Below are 16,651 nucleotides of genomic sequence, written 5' to 3' on the forward strand. Positions count from 1 at the left end.
AAAACCTTGATCGTGGTGTTGGGTTTGGCGCTAACGTCGTGCTGGTGACCGTTCCCGCCTACCTTCGTTTTCCCCACCTGCACGGAGACCTGGTCACGTTCGTGGCCGAGGACGACGTGTGGCTGGCTCCGCTCGCCGGTGGCCGGGCCTGGCGGGTCACCGCCGACCAGGCCCCGGTGGCCACCCCGCGGTTCGACCCGTCCGGCACCGCGCTCGCCTGGACCAGCCGCCGCGACGGCGCGCCCGAGGTCCACCTCGCCCCGGTCGCCGGCGGCGAGGCCACCCGGCTGACCTACTGGGGCGCCGAGACCACCGGCGTCCGCGGCTGGACACCGGACGGCGACGTCGTGGCCGTGACCGCCGCCGGCGAGGCGACCCGCGCGCGTCGCTGGGCCCACGCGGTCCCGGTCGACGGCGGCCCGCCGCGGCGGCTGCCGTACGGGTGGGTCGGCGACGTCGCGCACGGACCCGCCGGCCAAGTCGTCGTGACCTCCATGTACGGCAAGGACCCCGCGTACTGGAAGAGGTACCGCGGCGGCTCCGCCGGGCGGCTGTGGGTCGACGTGGCCGGTACCGGCGAGTTCACCCGCATCCTGCCCGAGCTGACGTCGTCGCTGCACGCGCCGATGTGGGTCGGCGACCGCATCGCGTTCCTGTCCGACCACGACGGTGTCGGCAGCGTCTACTCGGTGCTGCCGGACGGCACCGACCTGCGCCGCCACACCGAGCAGGAGTTCTACGCGCGCGCCGCGACCACCGACGGCGAGCGCGTCGTCTACCAGCTCGCGGGGGACCTGTGGGTGCTCGACTCGCTGGACGCCCGCCCCCGCAAGCTGGACATCGCGCTCGGCGGCCCGCGCACGGCCACCCGCCCGCGCCCGGTGCCGTCGCGGCCCGACGACTTCCACCCGGACAAGACCGGCCGCGCGAGCGTGGTCGAGGTGCGGGGCACCGTGCACTGGGTGACGCACCGGGACGGCCCGGCGCGTGCCCTCGCCGAGCAGCCCGGCGTCCGCGCCCGCCTGCCCCGCGTGGTCGGCGACAACGTCGTCTGGGTGACCGACGCGGAGGGCGAGGAGGGCCTGGAGTTCGCACCCGCGAGCGGCAGCGAGCCCGGCAACGCCCCGCGCCGGGTCGCGGTCGGCAAGGTCGGGCGCGTGCTGGAGCTGGAGGTGTCGCCGGACGGCAGGAGGCTCGCCGTTGCCACCCACGACGGCCGCCTGCTGCTGGTCGAGGTGGAGTCCGGGGAGGTGCGGGAGGTCCTGCGCGGCGCGAACCCGCACGTGTCCGACCTGGCGTTCTCGCCCGACTCGAACTGGCTGGCGTGGTCGCACCCCGGCCCGAGTCCGCTGCGGCACATCCGGATGACCAACACGACCGACCTGTCCGTGGTGGACGTGACGCCGCTGCGGTTCGCCGACTACTCGCCGGCGTTCACCCTGGACGGCCGGTACCTGGCCTTCCTGTCGGTCCGCACGTTCGACCCGGTGTACGACGCGCACGTGTTCGACCTGTCCTTCCCGACCGGCTGCCGCCCGTTCCTGCTGCCGCTCGCGGCCACCACGCCGTCGCCGTTCGACCCGCTGCGGATGGGCCGCCCCGTGGGCGACGACGACAAGGAGAAGGACAAGGACAAGGACGACGACAACCCGATCACCGTGGTGGACCTGGAAGGTCTCGCCGACCGGGTGGTGCCGGTGCCGGTGGCCGCCGCGGGGTACGCGGGTCTCACCGCGGCCAAGGGCGGGTTGCTGTGGCTGCGCAGCCCGCTGAGCGGTGTGCTCGGGGACAACCTGGCCACGCCGTCGTCCTCGCCGCCGCGTGCGGTGCTGGAGCGGTTCGACCTGGCGAAGAGCCGGACGGACCTGCTGGTGGACGGGCTCAGCTCGTACGCCGTGACCGGCGACGGCTCGCGAGTCGTGGTGCTCGACCGCGGTGACCTGCGCGTCGTGCCCGCGGACCGCAAGGTCGACGCGGACGACGCGGACTCGGTCGAGGTCGACCTGTCCCGGGTGCGCGTGGTCGTGGACCGGTCCGCCGAGTGGCGGCAGGCGTACGCCGAAGCCGGCCGCCTGATGCGGGACATGTTCTGGCGCACCGACATGGGCGGCTTCGACTGGGCGGGTGCGCTGGCGCGCTACCGCCCGCTGGTGGACCGGCTGGGCAGCTACTCGGACCTGGTCGACCTGCTGTGGGAGGTGCAGGGTGAACTGGGCACCTCGCACGCCTACGTGATGCCGCGCGGCGGTTCGCGCGGGCGGTCCGTGGGGTTGCTCGGGGCCGACCTGGAGCGGGATGCCGAAGGCGCGTGGCGGATCACCCGCATCATCCCCGGCGAGACCTCGGACCCGGCGGCGCGCTCCCCGCTGGCCGCGCCGGGTGTCGCGGTCCGGGTCGGTGACGCGGTGCTGGCCGTGGACGGCCGCCAGGTGGACGCGTTGACGGGCCCGGCCCCGCTGCTGGTCGGCACTGCGGGCAAACCCGTGGAGCTGACGGTGCGGCCGGGTGGCGGCGGCGAGCCCCGCCGGGTCGTGGTGGTGCCGTTGGATGACGACGCGCCGTTGCGCTACCACGCGTGGGTCGCCGATCGACGTGCGCGGACGCACGCGTTGTCCGACGGGCGTGTCGGGTACCTGCACGTGCCGGACATGATGGGCGCCGGGTGGGCCCAGTTGCACCGCGACCTGCGGGTCGAGCTGACGCGGGAAGCCGTGGTGCTCGACGTCCGGGAGAACAGCGGCGGGCACATCTCGCAGCTCGTCGTGGAGAAGCTGGCGCGCAAGGTCATCGGGTGGTCCCTCGCCCGCGGGTACACCACGTCCGAGAGCTACCCGGCGGACGCGCCCCGCGGGCCGGTGGTGGCCATCGCCGACGAGTTCGCCGGCTCGGACGGGGACATCGTCAACGTCGCCATCAAGGAGTTGGGGATCGGCCCGGTCGTGGGGATGCGCACGTGGGGCGGCGTCATCGGGATCGACATGGAGTTCGACCTCGTGGACGGGACGGTGGTCACCCAGCCGCGGTACGCGTCGTGGTTCGCCCAGCACGGGTGGGGGGTGGAGAACCACGGTGTCGATCCCGACGTGGAGGTCGTGGTGACGCCGCAGGACCGGGTCGCCGGGCGGGACCCGCAGTTGGACACGGCGGTGCGGATGGCGTTGGCGGCGCTCGCTGAGCGGCCGGCCGCGGTGCCGCCGGAGTTGCCGCCGCTGGAATAGGGGTTGATGGGCAGGGCACCTCCGTTGTGGAGGTGCCCTGTTCCCTTGGTTCCTGTTTTGGGTTTTGTGCGTGGTTCCTGTGCGTTTACTGTGCGGTGCGTGTTCCGATCAAGCGTGGAACACTCGGACATCCCACTGCGCCACCCAACCGCCGTCCCCGAATTCGAGGTTGGCGATGCACTTGTTGGTGTCGCCGTCGCATTCGATGCGTTCCACGGGCACCGGGTCCTGGAGGTCGATGCGGTTGTGGAAGATGCTGGCATCCCATTGCGCGACCCAGCGGCCGTCGCCGAATTGCAGGTTGGCGGTGCATTTGTACGTGTCGCCATCACATCGCAGGCGTGTGACGGGTACGGGCGCCTGGAGGTCGATGCGCCGGTGGTAGACGCCGACGTCCCACTGCGCGTGCCAGCGGCCGTCACCGAAGTCCAGGCGGCCGGTGCACTTGTAGGTGTCGCCGTCACAGGTCAGGTCCGTCACGTTCACCGGGTCGGCGGCTGCCGCGCCCGAGCCGAGCAGCAGCGTGATGGCAGTGGCGATCAGCGCGTAGATGACCTTGAAGGGTTTGTGGTTCATGACGACGATTACCCGTCGTCGGTGTGAAGGCGGGCAAGAGCAGTCACCGGTGTGGGTGGTCGCTTCACGCTTGGCGGTGGTGGGAGGTTTGTCGGGGTGACGGTGTGTGGTGGGCTGAGGAAGAAGGTCGGCGAAGAAGGTCGGCGAAGAGAAAAGAGCGCTCGCCGCGCGGCAGACCGCCAAGGATGACACGAAAAGAAAGTCCGCGTGCCATCCCCGTATGGCCTGTCAAAGACCACCACGTTTGTCCGGGGAGTGCAAGCGAAAAGCGTGCTTGCACTCCCCGGACAAACGTGGTCGCCCTGCGGGCAGGCCATACGGGGATGACACGCGGACGGGGACGGGTGTGGCAGGTTGCCCGTGGTGGTGGGTGAGATAGTCGATATTGGTGGGGTGACCGGGGGTGACCTGCGTGTTTTGGGTCTTGGGCGCGTGTGTCGGTGCGGTGGTTCGCCCGATCCGGTCGTTGATCACGGTCCGCCACGTAGCCTGGGTGCGTGGTCGTCCCGCCGCCTCCCAGAACGACGCCGCCCGTGCCGGGTCGCGGTCGCGTCGGCTACTTCGTCGGCCGGCTCGTGCTGGTCGTGGTCCTGCTCGGTGTCGTCGCCGGTGGGGCGTGGGTGCTCAGCGTCGTCAACCGCCGGGGTGTGACGGCGTCCGACCCGCCGTTCCCGGTGCCCTTCCAACAGGTGCAGCCGGGGTCCGCGGTGCCGGGTGCGGCGGGTGAGGTGCCTGCGCCGCAGGCCGATCCGGCGGCTGTGGACGCGCCGGACCCCCTTGCGGCGTGGGCGGCGGGGGTGTCGGCGAAGACGGACATTCCCGCGCGGGCACTGCGGGCCTACGCGGCGGCGGATCTGTCCATGCGGGACCAAGCGCCTGCTTGCCGCATCTCGTGGGCCACGTTGGCGGGTATCGGTCGCGTCGAGTCGCACCACGGCACCATCGGCGGTGCGCGGCTCGGGGAGGACGGTCGGCCGTCCAAGCCGATCATCGGCATCCCGCTCGACGGCGGGCCGGGGGTGCGGGCCATCCCGGACACCGACGGCGGCGTGCTGGACGGTGATCGCACGTGGGACCGGGCGGTCGGCCCCATGCAGTTCATCCCCACCACGTGGGCGCGGTATGCGGTGCGCGCGAGCGGTGACGGCAATCCGCCCGACCCGCAGAACATCGACGACGCGGCCCTCGCCGCCGCCCGTTACCTGTGCTCCGGCAGCCGTGACCTGGCCACCGGAGAAGGCTGGTGGGCCGCGGTCATGACGTACAACAACTCGGTGGAGTACGGCCAGAACGTCTACAGCGGAGCTGACGCCTACGCTCGCGCCAGCCAACCCGGTTAGCCGTCACCCCTGAGTTGGGGGGATCAGCGGTCGCGCTCCACTGCCAAGCGGGCGCTTACCTCGCCCAGCGCTTCCTGGTACTCGGGGGTCGGGTTCATCGCCGCCGCCATGCGCAGTTGTGCCAGCGCCTCCGGCAGCCTGCTCTGCCGTTGCAGGGTCCGGCCCAGCGCGAACCGCGCGTAGTAATCGCTCGGGTCCAGCTCCAAGACCTTCCGGAAGGCGTCCTCCGCCCGCTTGAGCTGTGCCGAACCCAGGTAAGCGCGGCCTGCCAGCAGTTGGACGCTGGGCTCGTCCGGCGCGGCTTCGAGCACGACTCGCAGCTCGCGCAGCGCCTCCAGCGGGCGGCGGTCCGCGAGCAGCGCCTCGGCTCGGCGGAACGCCTCGAAGGTGCTGTCGGTCATGGTCCGATCAACGCTACCTCCGCTCCCGGCGTTCCTCAGCGGCCGACCGGATGACGGGACGGGTTGCGGGGGCGGGTGGCGTGCGTGGGACTTGCCGGCGGGGGCGGGAGCCTGGCGGCGCGTCACCAACTAGGCTCGTCACCGATACAGAGATGGTCTGACTAGGGAGCGCACGTGGCGGTCATCGAGCAGGTCGGCGCCCGCGAGATCCTGGACTCGCGAGGCAACCCCACCGTCGAGGTAGAGGTGGCGCTGGACGACGGCACGCTGGAGCGCGCCGCGGTGCCCTCGGGCGCGTCGACGGGTGAGCACGAGGCCGTGGAACTCCGCGACGGCGACGCCAAGCGTTACCTGGGCAAGGGTGTCGAGCGCGCGGTCACCGCGGTGCTCGACGAGATCGGCCCCGAGCTGGTCGGCATCGAAGCCGTCGAGCAGCGGGTGGTGGACCAGAAGCTGGTCGACCTCGACGGCACGCCGGACAAGTCCCGCCTGGGCGCGAACGCCATCCTCGGCGTGTCGCTGGCCGTGGCGAAGGCGGCGGCGGCCTCCAGCGGGCTGGAGCTGTTCCGGTACGTCGGCGGCCCCAACGCGCACGTGCTGCCGGTGCCGATGCTGAACATCCTCAACGGTGGCGCGCACGCCGACACCGAGGTGGACATCCAGGAGTTCATGATCGCGCCGATCGGCGCGGAGTCCTTCCGCGAGGCGCTGCGCTGGGGCGCGGAGGTCTACCACGCCCTCAAGTCCGTGCTGAAGAGCAAGGGCCTGGGCACGGGTCTCGGCGACGAGGGCGGCTTCGCGCCCGCCCTGTCGAGCAACCGCGACGCCCTCGACCTGATCCTCCAGGCCATCGAGAAGGCGGGCTACGCGCCGGGCCGCGACATCGCGCTGGCCCTCGACGTGGCCGCCACCGAGTTCTACTCGGACGGCGCTTACACGTTCGAGAAGCAGAAGCGCAGCGCGGAGCAGCTCACCGGCTACTACGCCGAGCTGGTCGACGCCTACCCGCTGGTGTCCATCGAGGACCCGCTGGCCGAGGACGACTGGGACGGCTGGGTGCGGCTGACCGCGGAGCTGGGCGAGAAGGTCCAGATCGTCGGTGACGACCTGTTCGTCACCAACCCGGAGCGCCTGGAGGAGGGCATCTCCCGCCGGGCCGCGAACGCGCTGCTGGTGAAGGTCAACCAGATCGGCACGCTGTCCGAGACCCTGGACGCGGTCGCCCTGGCCACCTCCTACGGCTACAAGTCGATGATGTCCCACCGGTCCGGCGAGACCGAGGACACCACCATCGCCGACCTGGCGGTGGCGACCGGCGCTGGGCAGATCAAGACCGGCGCGCCCGCCCGCGGCGAGCGCACCGCGAAGTACAACCAGCTCCTGCGCATCGAAGAGGCGCTGGGCGACGCGGCGCGGTACGCGGGCGACCTGGCCTTCCCGCGGTACACGCCGGAGGGCTGATGGCGGACCGGGAGCGGGGCGCGCGGCGGGGCGGCAAGGCCGCGTCGCGGTCCCGCGCCGCGGGCGGCAAGAGGTTCGGCCGGTCGGGCGAGTCCCGCTCCGAGCGGGCGCGGCGGCTGGCCGAGCAGACCCGCGCGGCACGCGCCGCGCGGGCCGCCCGGCCCCAGTCGCGGGCGCGGTCCCGCGAGGGCACGGGCGGCGCGTTCGGCATGACCGGCACGCGCCGGGCCGCGTTGCTGGCGATGGTGGTGTGCGCCCTGGCGCTGAGCATCGCCGTCCCGTTGCGGACCTACCTGGCGCAGCGCGAGGAACTGCGCGAGGCCAACGCCTCGCAGGAGTCGCTGCGTGCCGCGGTCCAGCAGTTGGAGCGGCGCAAGAAGGAACTCGCGGACCCCGCGCACCTGGAGGCGGAGGCACGTCGTCGGCTGCACTACGTGCGGCCCGGCGAGACCCCGTACGCCGTGGAGCTGCCGGGTGACGCGGATCGGGAACTGGACGAGGAGCGGCCGGCGGCGGCTCCCGCGGCGGACAAGGCGTGGTACGAGCAGTTGTGGGATTCGGTGGCGGCGCGATGACCGGTGTGAGCGAAGAGGACCGGGCGGTCGTCGCGGAGCAGTTGGGCAGGACCCCGCGCGGGATGCGGGCCGTGGCGGCGCGGTGCCCGAGCGGGCACCCGGCCGTCGTGCAGACCAACCCCCGCCTGGAGGACGGCACGCCGTTCCCGACCCTGTACTACCTGACGTGCCCCCGGCTGAACGCCGCGGTCAGCCGGCTGGAGGGCGCCGGGCTGATGAAGGAGATGACGGATCGGCTGGCGGCGGATGAACAGTTGGCGGAGAGCTACCGCCGGGCCCACGAGTCGTACTTGGCTGAACGGGACGCGATCGAACCGCTGGGCACGCGGGTCACGGCGGGCGGTATGCCAGGCCGGGTCAAGTGCCTGCACGTCCACGTGGCGCACGCGCTGGCCAAGGGGCCGGGCGTGAACCCCTTCGGTGACGAGGCCCTGGCGCTGCTGGCGAACCAGTGGCCCGGCGGCGAGTGCGCGTCAAAGGTGAAGAACTGACCTTAAGGGCAGTTCTTCGGACAGAGAAACGACGCACCACCGTGACACGGTCGTCCGGATCAGGCAGGCTGGTCCGGGAGCCGAAGCGGGATCTCGCCGAGGAGTGGAGTTCGTGGCTGTGCCGAAGCGACGGGGACGCAAGCGGAAAGCGACACGCAGGCCGACTCTGACGCCGCGCCAGTGGGGTCTGGCCGCCACCGCCACCTGCGCCATGCTGGCGCCCACCCTCCTGCACACCGCGGCGGGCATCGACTGGGTCAACGTCGCCGGCCACTCCACCATCGAGGCGCTGCCGCCCGGAGCGGGCGACGTGCTCGGCTCCCTGCGGCTCCAGGACTCCGGCGCCCTCGGCGTCAACGGCCGCCTGCCCGAGACCGACGAGCTGAGCGCGGGCCTGCTGGCCGACGCGGACGACCCGTCCGGTTTCGGCGACGACCTGCCGTTCGACGGTGACGTGGTGGCCGGTCAGCTCGGCATCCCCGGCGTGATGCTGGACGCGTACATGAAGGCCGCCGACCGCCTCGCCACCACCACACCAGGCTGCAACCTGCACTGGTCGCTGCTCGCCGGCATCGGGCGGATCGAGTCTGGACACGCACGTGGCGGCCGGGTCGACACCCGCGGCAACACGGTGCACCCGATCCTCGGCCCGGTGCTCAACGGAGGCCCCGGCATCGCGGCGATCCGCGACACCGACGGCGGCCGGTTCGACCAGGACAAGACGTGGGACCGCGCGGTCGGCCCGATGCAGTTCATCCCCTCGACGTGGGCGGGCTACGCGGCGGACGGCAACAACGACGGCGAAGCCAACCCGAACAACGTCTACGACGCGACCGTGGGCGCGGGGAACTACTTGTGCGCCTACAACGCGGACCTGAGCGACCCGAAGCAGCGCGCCAAGGCGGTGTTCCGCTACAACCAGTCCGAGGAGTACGTGAAGACGGTCCTGTTCTGGGCCGACGCGTACGCCGACGGAGTGACCCCCCTGCCCGGCCTCACCGGCTCGGACGATGATTTCCTCCCAATTGACCCCGACCCCGAGCCGCCGGTTGGTGCCGATCCCGGGAACGGGGACCAGGGGACCCCTGATCCGGGCACCGGGAACCCCGGTAACCCGGGCAGCAATCCGGGGAACCCGTCTACGACGACCTCCAACCCGGTGACCTCGTCGCCCACGACGATCACGGTGATCCCGACGAAGCCGTCCACGCCGACGTGTTCGACCTCGACCACGACGACTACTTCGACTACTACGACCACCACCACCACGACGACGACGACCACTACGACCACGCCGCCGGTGTCCAGTTCGTCGGCCGAGACGACGACCACGACGACCACTACGGCGCCGCCTTCCACGTGTGTCGCGCCTACGCCTCCTGGCGGTGGCGAGGCGAAGTCGGGGAACGCGTTGGTCGAGGTCCTGCGGCCGACGTCGTCCATGAAGCCCCTGTAGACCCCTCGCGAGGTTTCGGGGTCTCGGGCGGCGTAGCTTCTGTCGCGGCGGCAGGGTGTCGCCCGTGATGGGAGGAACGGCAATGGGGCGCGTGGCGGCCGTCGACTGCGGCACCAACTCGATCCGCCTGCTGGTGGCGGACGTGACCGTAGGTGAAGACGGCTCGCGGTGGTTGCGGGACGTGCACCGGGAGATGCGGGTCGTGCGGCTCGGGGCCGGGGTCGACGCCACGGGCGTGCTGAGCGCGGAAGCGCTGGAGCGCACGCGGCAGGCGTTGGCCGACTACACGAACATCATGCGGCGCAAGGGGACCGAGCGCGTGCGGATGGTGGCGACCTCGGCCACGCGTGACGCCCGCAACCGGGACGAGTTCTTCGACATGACGCGTGCCGTGCTGGGCGTCGAGGCCGAGGTGATCTCCGGCGAGGAGGAGGCGCGCCTGTCGTTCACCGGCGCGGTCGCCGACCTGGGGCCCGAGGAGGGGCCGTTCCTGGTGTCGGACGTCGGCGGCGGGTCCACCGAGCTGGTGCTGGGCTCGTGGGACGGCGTGCGGGCGGACGTGGAGGCGGCGCGGTCGGTCGACATCGGGTGCGTGCGGCTGACCGAGCGGTGCCTGCACGACGACCCGCCCAGCCCGGCCCAGGTGGCGGAGGCGGTCGCGGTGGCCACCGACGTGCTCGCCGAGGCGTTCGCCGCGGTGCCCGCCGCGAAGGCGAGCACGTGGATCGGCGTGGCCGGCACCGTCACCACGATGGTGGCGCTCGCCGAGGGCCTGCCGGAGTACGACTCGGAGCGCATCCACCTCGCGCGGCTGTCCGTGGACCGCATCCGCGAGGTGACCGAGCGGCTGCTCGGGATGGGGCACGCCGAACGGGCGGCGCTCGGGCCCATGCACCCCGGTCGCGTGGACGTGATCAGCGGCGGAGCGATCGTTGTCCGGGCGCTGGCCGACCACCTGACAACGCACGGGATCACCGAGCTGGTGGCGAGCGAGCACGACATCCTGGACGGGATCGCCTTCGCACTGGGCTGAACGCGAATTGATCTTCCTACCTGGTGTGAGTGTCAACTGGGATCGCTGTGATCGTTTTGTGACCGCTTCACCCATGTGGCGCGCAGCACGCGCCGAAGTAGCGTCCTCTGACACGCTGCGAGAGCGGCTAAATCTGCTCGGTTACCCCCGAACAGGTGGGAGGACGCATGTCACGTGCACGTTTAGTTCCTGCGGCTGTCGCGGTGGCCTTGATCGCGACGGGGTGCGGGACGCCGGAGACGCCGGCCGGGTCCAACTCGGACGCCGGGATCACGATCTTCAACACCGAGCCGGAGAACCCGCTCGTGCCGGGCAACACCACCGAGGTGGGCGGTAGCCGCGTGCTCGACGCGCTGTTCACCGGTCTCGTGGAGTACCGGAACGAAGACGCCCAACCGGTGAACGCGATGGCCGAGTCGATCGAGACCAAGGACTCGAAGCTGTTCACCGTCAAGATCAAGAAGGGCTGGAAGTTCCACGACGGCAGCCCGGTGTCGGCGAAGAGCTTCGTGGACGCCTGGAACTGGACTGCCTACGGGCCCAACGGCACCCAGGGCGCCAGCTTCTTCTCCCAGATCGAGGGCTTCGCCGACGTCAACCCCAAGGACCCGGACGGCCCCGACGGACCGGAGAAGGCGCCCGCGCCCAAGGCCGAGAAGCTGTCGGGCCTGAAGGTGGTGGACGAGACCACGTTCACCATCACGCTGTCCGAGCCGTTCGCGGTCTTCCCGGTGACCATCGGCTACGAGGTGTTCGCACCGCTGCCCGAGGCGTTCTTCAAGGACCAGAAGGCGTTCGAGGCCAACCCGATCGGCAACGGCCCGTTCAAGTTCGTCTCCCGCACGGTCGGCACCGACATCAAGCTGACCCGCAACGACGACTACCAGGGCGACGACAAGCCGAAGTTCAAGGACCTGACGCTGAAGGTCTACCAGAGCCGTGAATCGGCCTACGCCGACCTGGTGGCCAACAACCTCGACTTCATGGAGGAGCTGCCGCCGAACGCGCTGGCCGGCCAGAAGTACGAGACCGACCTCGGCGACCGGGTGGTGCAGCGCGAGACGCTGAACCTCCAGACCATCGCGTTCCCGTTGTACGCCAAGCCGTACGACAACGCGGCCCTGCGCCGCGCGATCTCCATGGCGATCAACCGCGAAGAGATCACGCAGCGGATCTTCGAGGGCACCCGCAAGCCCGCCGAGAGCTGGGTGCACCCGCTCATGAAGGGCTACCAGGCGGGTCAGTGCGGCGTCTACTGCAAGTACGACCCGCAGAAGGCCAAGGAGGAGCTGGCGAAGTCCGGCTACACCGGCGAGATCCTGCTGCTGTCGAACACCGACGGCGGGCACCAGGAGTGGGCCGAGGCGGTCGCGAACAGCATCAAGAACGCGCTCGGCGTCGACGCGAAGTTCGTGCCGTCCACCAGCTTCGGCGAGTTCCGCCAGAAGGTGAACGCGCACGAGATGAACGGCATGTACCGCGCGGGCTGGATCGCGGACTACCCGTCCATCGAGAACTGGCTGACGCCGCTGTACCGCACGGGCGCGTCGTCCAACGACGGGCTGTACTCGAACCCGAAGTTCGACGCCAAGCTCGCCGAGGCGGACAAGGCGCCCAGCGAGGAGCAGGCGATCCGGCTCTACCTGGAGGCGGAGAAGATGCTGGCCGAGGACATGCCGGCGATCCCGCTGTGGTCGCAGACCACCATCGCGGGCAAGTCGAACCGGCTGAAGGTCGCGAACCTGCACCCGTTCCGCAAGCTCGACCTCGACTCGGTGGAAGTGGCTTAGCAAGCGGTTCACCCCAGGCCGGCCCGCGTGCCGCGGGCCGGCCTTCCGCCGCTGGGAGAGCGTGTCATGGGCTTCTACGTACTGCGCAGGCTGTTGCAGATGGTCCCGGTGTTCCTCGGGACCACGTTCCTGATCTACGCGCTGGTGTGGGCGGTGCCGGGCGACCCGTTCGAGGGCAAGTGCGGTGAGCGCGACTGCCCGGCCGCGTACGTCTCCGCCATGCGGGACAAGTTCAACCTCGACGACCCGTTGCTGGTCCAGTACGGCAAGTACCTGGGCAACCTGGCCCGGGGCGATTTCGGCGAGACCTCGGCGGGTCTCGCGGTGGGCGAGCGGATCGCCACCGCGTTCCCGGTGACGCTGCGGCTCGCGCTGGTCGCGCTGCTGATCGAGGCCGTCATCGGCATCACCGCCGGTGTGGTGAGCGGGCTGCGGAACCGCGGGTTCCTGGACAGCCTGGTGCTGGTCTCGACGCTGTTCCTGATCTCCATCCCGGTGTTCGTCACCGGCTACGTCGTGCAGCTCGTGTTCGGCCTCCAGCTGGGGCTGATCTCGCCGACCGTGACGAGTCCGACGTGGGGCAACCTCATAGTGCCCGGCTTCGTGCTGGCGTCGCTGTCGATGGCTTACGTGGCGCGGCTTTCCCGCGCCAGCATCGCGGAGAACCGGCGCGCGGACTACGTGCGCACCGCGCTGGCCAAGGGCCTGCCGCAGAAGCGGGTGGTGGGCGTGCACATGCTGCGCAACTCGCTGATCCCGGTGATCACCTTCCTGGGCACCGACCTCGGCGCCTTCCTGGGCGGCGCGATCGTCACCGAGGGCATCTTCAACGTGCCCGGTGTCGGCGGCCTGGTGTACCGCTCGATCCTGACCAAGGACGGCGCGATGGTGACCGGCGTGGTCACCGTCCTGGTCCTGGTCTACCTGCTGATGACGCTGCTGGTGGACATGCTCTACGCCGTGCTCGACCCGAGGATCCGCTATGACTGACCAAATCGCGGTGCTGGCGCCGGACAAACCCCGCGGCCTGTTCGGCGACGCGTGGCACGCGTTGCGCTCGCGCCCGCTGTTCTGGGTGTCGACCTCGTTGATCCTGCTGGTGGTGCTGATGGCGGTGTTCCCGTCGTTGTTCACCGCCGCCGACCCCGGCCTGGCGCAGCTCTCACGCAGCCGGCAGCCACCGTCGTCCGACGCGTGGTTCGGCTTCGACAACCAGGGTTACGACATCTACGCGCGGGTCATCCACGGCGCGCGGGCGTCCATCGTGGTGGGCGTGCTCGCCACCGCGGGCGTGGTGGTGCTGGGTTCCACGATCGGCATCCTGGCCGGGTTCTACGGCCGGTGGCTGGACGCGGTGGTGTCCCGCATCGCCGACATCTTCGTCGGCGTGCCGTTCGTGCTGGGCGCGATCGTGATCCTGACGACGTTGAACGCGAGCGGCGGCGCGGGGCCGGTGCGGATCGTGGCGCAGGTGGTGTTGTCGCTGGTCGTGCTGTCGTGGCCGGTGTCGATGCGCATCATGCGGTCCACGGCGATCGCGGCCAAGCAGCAGGACTACGTGAAGGCGGCGCGGGCGCTGGGCGCGTCGCCGCGGCGGATCATCTTCAAGCACATGCTGCCCAACTGCGTCGCGCCCGTGCTGGTGTACTCGACGATCGCGCTCGGCGCGTTCATCGGCGTGGAGGCCACGCTGTCGTACCTGGGCATCGGGCTGCGCCAGCCGGTGGTGTCGTGGGGCGTGATGATCAACAGCGCCAAGGACTACCTCCGGGTCGCGCCGCACGCCCTGCTGTTCCCGGCCGGGTTCCTGACCGCCACGGTGCTCGCGTTCGTGATGCTGGGTGACGCGGTGCGCGAAGCCCTCGACCCGAAACTCCGGTAGGAGGCAAGTGTGACGGCCCTGTTGGAGGTCGAGGACCTGCACGTCGAGTTCCGCACGCGGGACGGCGTCGCGCGCGTGCTCAACGGCGTGAGCTACCACGTCGACGCGGGGGAGACCCTGGCCGTGCTCGGCGAGTCCGGCTCCGGCAAGAGCGTGACGGCGCAGACCGTGATGGGCATCCTGGACACGCCGCCCGCGCACGTGACGAAGGGCTCGGTGCGCTTCCGCGGCGAGGACCTGCTGACGGCGAAACCGGAGCGGCGGCGGGAGGTGCGTGCCGAGGGCATCGCCATGATCTTCCAGGACGCGCTGTCCGCGCTGAACCCCGTGTTCACCGTGGGGTTCCAGATCGAGGAGCAGCTCCGGCTGCGGCGCGGCATGAGCCGGTCCGAGGCGCGGGCACGTGCCGTCGAACTGCTCGACCTGGTGCGGATACCCCATGCGCGGCAACGGGTCCGTGAGTACCCGCACCAGTTCTCCGGTGGTATGCGGCAGCGCGCGATGATCGCGATGTCGTTGGCGCTGGACCCCGAGGTGCTGATCGCGGACGAGCCGACCACGGCGCTGGACGTGACCGTGCAGGCGCAGATCATGGACCTGCTGGCGGAGATCCAGCGCGAGCGGCACATGGGGCTGGTCCTCATCACGCACGACCTCGGCGTGGTGGCGGAGGTCGCGGACCGGATCGTCGTCATGTACGCGGGTCGGATCGTGGAGCAGTCCGACGCGCTGTCGTTGTTCCGCTCGCCCGGCCACCCGTACACGGCGGCGCTGATGAAGTCGTTGCCGCGCTTGGACGACAAGGGCGCGGCGCTGGACACCATCAAGGGCCTGCCGCCGAGCCTGCTGCGCATACCGCCGGGCTGCCCGTTCCACCCGCGCTGCCCGCGCGCGGAGGACGTGTGCTCGGCGGAGGTCCCCGCACCGGCCCGGCTCGGGCTCGGGCGGACCAGCGCGTGCCACTTCGCCGCGGAGGTGCTCAATGGCTGAGCTGCTGGAAGTCCAGGACCTGGTGAAGCACTTCCCGGTGACCCGGGGTGTGTTGTTCAAGCGCGCCATCGGTCAGGTGCGTGCCGTGGACGGGGTGTCGTTCACCCTGTCGGCGGGCGAAACGCTGGGCGTGGTGGGCGAGTCGGGGTGCGGCAAGTCGACCCTGGCGCAGGTGCTGATGCTGCTCGAACCACCCACGTCGGGTTCGGCGCGGTTCGAGGGCGAGCCGATGTTCGCCATGCGCGGCAGCGCGTTGCGAGCGTTGCGGCGGAACATGCAGATCGTGCTCCAGGACCCGTACACGTCGCTCAACCCGCGCATGACGGTCGGCGACATCGTGGGCGAGCCGTTCGAGATCCACCCGGAGGCCGCGCCGAAGGGCTCCCGCACCACGCGGGTCCGCGAACTGCTCGACGTGGTGGGCCTGAACCCGGAGCACATCAACCGCTACCCGCACCAGTTCTCCGGCGGGCAGCGGCAACGCATCGGCATCGCGCGGGCGCTCGCGTTGCGCCCCAAGGTGATCGTGTGCGACGAACCGGTGTCGGCGCTGGACGTGTCGATCCAGGCGCAGGTGATGAACCTGTTGCGGGACTTGCAGAGCGAGTTCGGCCTGGCGTACGTGTTCATCGCGCACGACCTGTCCGTGGTGCGCCACCTGTCCGACCGGGTCGCGGTGATGTACCTGGGCAAGATCGTGGAGATCGGCACCGAGGAGGAGATCTACCAGCACCCGACCCACCCGTACACGCAGGCGTTGCTGTCCGCCGTGCCGGTCGCCGACCCCGCGCTGCGCGGGCAGCGCGACGTGATCCGGCTCACCGGTGACGTGCCGTCGCCGATCGACCCGCCGTCGGGTTGCCGGTTCCGCACGCGGTGCTGGAAGGCGCGGGACGTGTGCGCGGAAGAGGAGCCGGCGTTGGTGGACCGCGGCGGTCACCTCAGCGCGTGCCACTTCGCGGAGGAGCGGTCCGTTGTGCCGTGAGACCGGTCTCGCGGCTCTGCTCGCCGCGGCGACCGCCGGTGACGCCGACGCGATGGTGTCGCTCGGCCTGCTGCTGGGTGAGGGGCTGACCGGGGACGAGGGCGAGGAGGGGCTGCGGTCGGAGGTCGGCCGCTGGCTCGGCCGCGCGGCGGCGGCCGGTCACGTGCGCGGGACGGCCGAGTACGGCTCGTTCCTGTGGCACGTGGAGAAGGACGAGGAGGCCGCCCTGCCGTGGCTCCAGCGGGCCGCTGAGGCAGGTGAGGTGGACGCGATGGCGTTGCTCGGCGACGTGCACGACTTCCTCGGGTACTTGGACGAGGCGAAGCGCTGGTACCGGATGGCCGCGGAGCGCGGTGACGCGCACGCGGCCGGCAACCTCGCGGCGCTCGACCACCTCACGGGGTGAGCTTGCCGGGGCAGGGGCCGCGACCCCTGCCCCGGCGGCATCAGCAC

General features: G+C 70.9%; 15 protein-coding genes. 13 read left to right on the top strand and 2 right to left on the bottom strand.

The features are described 5' to 3' along the window. Positions 1-44 precede the first annotated feature (44 nt). Positions 45-3,218, top strand: a complete 3,174-nt coding sequence (locus tag KZQ38_RS18295) for a S41 family peptidase (protein ID WP_219443316.1) — start codon at positions 45-47, stop codon at positions 3,216-3,218. Between the two features lie 108 nt (positions 3,219-3,326). Here the strand turns inward: KZQ38_RS18295 and KZQ38_RS18300 are convergent, their stop codons facing one another. Then, positions 3,327-3,794 carry a hypothetical protein gene (locus KZQ38_RS18300; RefSeq protein WP_219443317.1) on the bottom strand — a complete coding sequence of 156 codons (468 nt, stop codon included), beginning with the start codon at positions 3,792-3,794 and terminating at the stop codon, positions 3,327-3,329. Positions 3,795-4,327: 533 nt separating this feature from the next. On the opposite strand from KZQ38_RS18300, the gene KZQ38_RS18305 reads away from it, so the two are divergent. Next, complete coding sequence (locus tag KZQ38_RS18305; protein ID WP_219443318.1) at positions 4,328-5,134, top strand: lytic transglycosylase domain-containing protein; 807 nt, start codon at positions 4,328-4,330, stop codon at positions 5,132-5,134. A gap of 23 nt (positions 5,135-5,157) precedes the next feature. On the opposite strand, the gene KZQ38_RS18310 is transcribed toward KZQ38_RS18305, so the two are convergent. Next, entirely contained in the window at positions 5,158-5,535 is a 378-nt protein-coding gene (locus KZQ38_RS18310; protein ID WP_219443319.1) for a tetratricopeptide repeat protein, read from the bottom strand. 174 nt (positions 5,536-5,709) lie between these two features. On the opposite strand from KZQ38_RS18310, the gene eno reads away from it, so the two are divergent. The 11 genes from eno to KZQ38_RS18365 all read left to right on the top strand — a co-directional run bounded on the left by eno (position 5,710) and on the right by KZQ38_RS18365 (position 16,604). After that, positions 5,710-6,996, top strand: coding sequence for a phosphopyruvate hydratase (eno, locus tag KZQ38_RS18315; RefSeq protein WP_219443320.1), 1,287 nt, complete (start codon positions 5,710-5,712; stop codon positions 6,994-6,996). Next, a complete protein-coding gene (locus tag KZQ38_RS36290) occupies positions 6,996-7,571 on the top strand; it encodes an FtsB family cell division protein (RefSeq protein WP_257901648.1) in 576 nt (191 codons plus the stop codon). The genes eno and KZQ38_RS36290 overlap by 1 nt, the downstream gene beginning before the upstream one ends. After that, the gene (locus tag KZQ38_RS18325; protein WP_219443321.1) at positions 7,568-8,062 is read left to right on the top strand and encodes a DUF501 domain-containing protein; all 495 of its coding nucleotides are present in this window, start codon (positions 7,568-7,570) and stop codon (positions 8,060-8,062) included. Before KZQ38_RS36290 ends, KZQ38_RS18325 begins: the two co-directional genes overlap by 4 nt. 211 nt (positions 8,063-8,273) lie before the next feature. Then, entirely contained in the window at positions 8,274-9,518 is a 1,245-nt protein-coding gene (locus KZQ38_RS18330) for a lytic transglycosylase domain-containing protein (protein WP_257901649.1), read from the top strand. Positions 9,519-9,600: 82 nt separating this feature from the next. Continuing rightward, positions 9,601-10,551 (top strand): Ppx/GppA phosphatase family protein, encoded by a 951-nt coding sequence (locus KZQ38_RS18335; RefSeq protein WP_219443322.1) that lies wholly within the window; start codon positions 9,601-9,603, stop codon positions 10,549-10,551. A 167-nt stretch (positions 10,552-10,718) separates the two neighbouring features. Next, entirely contained in the window at positions 10,719-12,341 is a 1,623-nt protein-coding gene (locus KZQ38_RS18340; protein ID WP_219443323.1) for a peptide ABC transporter substrate-binding protein, read from the top strand. Between the two features lie 66 nt (positions 12,342-12,407). Beyond that, on the top strand, positions 12,408-13,331 hold the full coding sequence (locus KZQ38_RS18345; protein ID WP_219443324.1) for an ABC transporter permease: 924 nt from the start codon (positions 12,408-12,410) through the stop codon (positions 13,329-13,331). Continuing rightward, a complete protein-coding gene (locus KZQ38_RS18350; protein WP_219443325.1) occupies positions 13,324-14,223 on the top strand; it encodes an ABC transporter permease in 900 nt (299 codons plus the stop codon). Before KZQ38_RS18345 ends, KZQ38_RS18350 begins: the two co-directional genes overlap by 8 nt. Before the next feature lie 9 nt (positions 14,224-14,232). Next, complete coding sequence (locus KZQ38_RS18355; RefSeq protein WP_219443326.1) at positions 14,233-15,213, top strand: ABC transporter ATP-binding protein; 981 nt, start codon at positions 14,233-14,235, stop codon at positions 15,211-15,213. Next, a complete protein-coding gene (locus KZQ38_RS18360; protein ID WP_219443327.1) occupies positions 15,206-16,198 on the top strand; it encodes an ABC transporter ATP-binding protein in 993 nt (330 codons plus the stop codon). Before KZQ38_RS18355 ends, KZQ38_RS18360 begins: the two co-directional genes overlap by 8 nt. After that, positions 16,188-16,604, top strand: coding sequence for a tetratricopeptide repeat protein (locus tag KZQ38_RS18365; protein WP_219443328.1), 417 nt, complete (start codon positions 16,188-16,190; stop codon positions 16,602-16,604). The genes KZQ38_RS18360 and KZQ38_RS18365 overlap by 11 nt, the downstream gene beginning before the upstream one ends. The last annotated feature ends 47 nt before the right edge of the window (positions 16,605-16,651 follow it).

The organism is Saccharothrix obliqua (assembly GCF_019375475.1).
In the GTDB taxonomy this organism is placed as follows: domain Bacteria; phylum Actinomycetota; class Actinomycetes; order Mycobacteriales; family Pseudonocardiaceae; genus Actinosynnema; species Actinosynnema obliqua.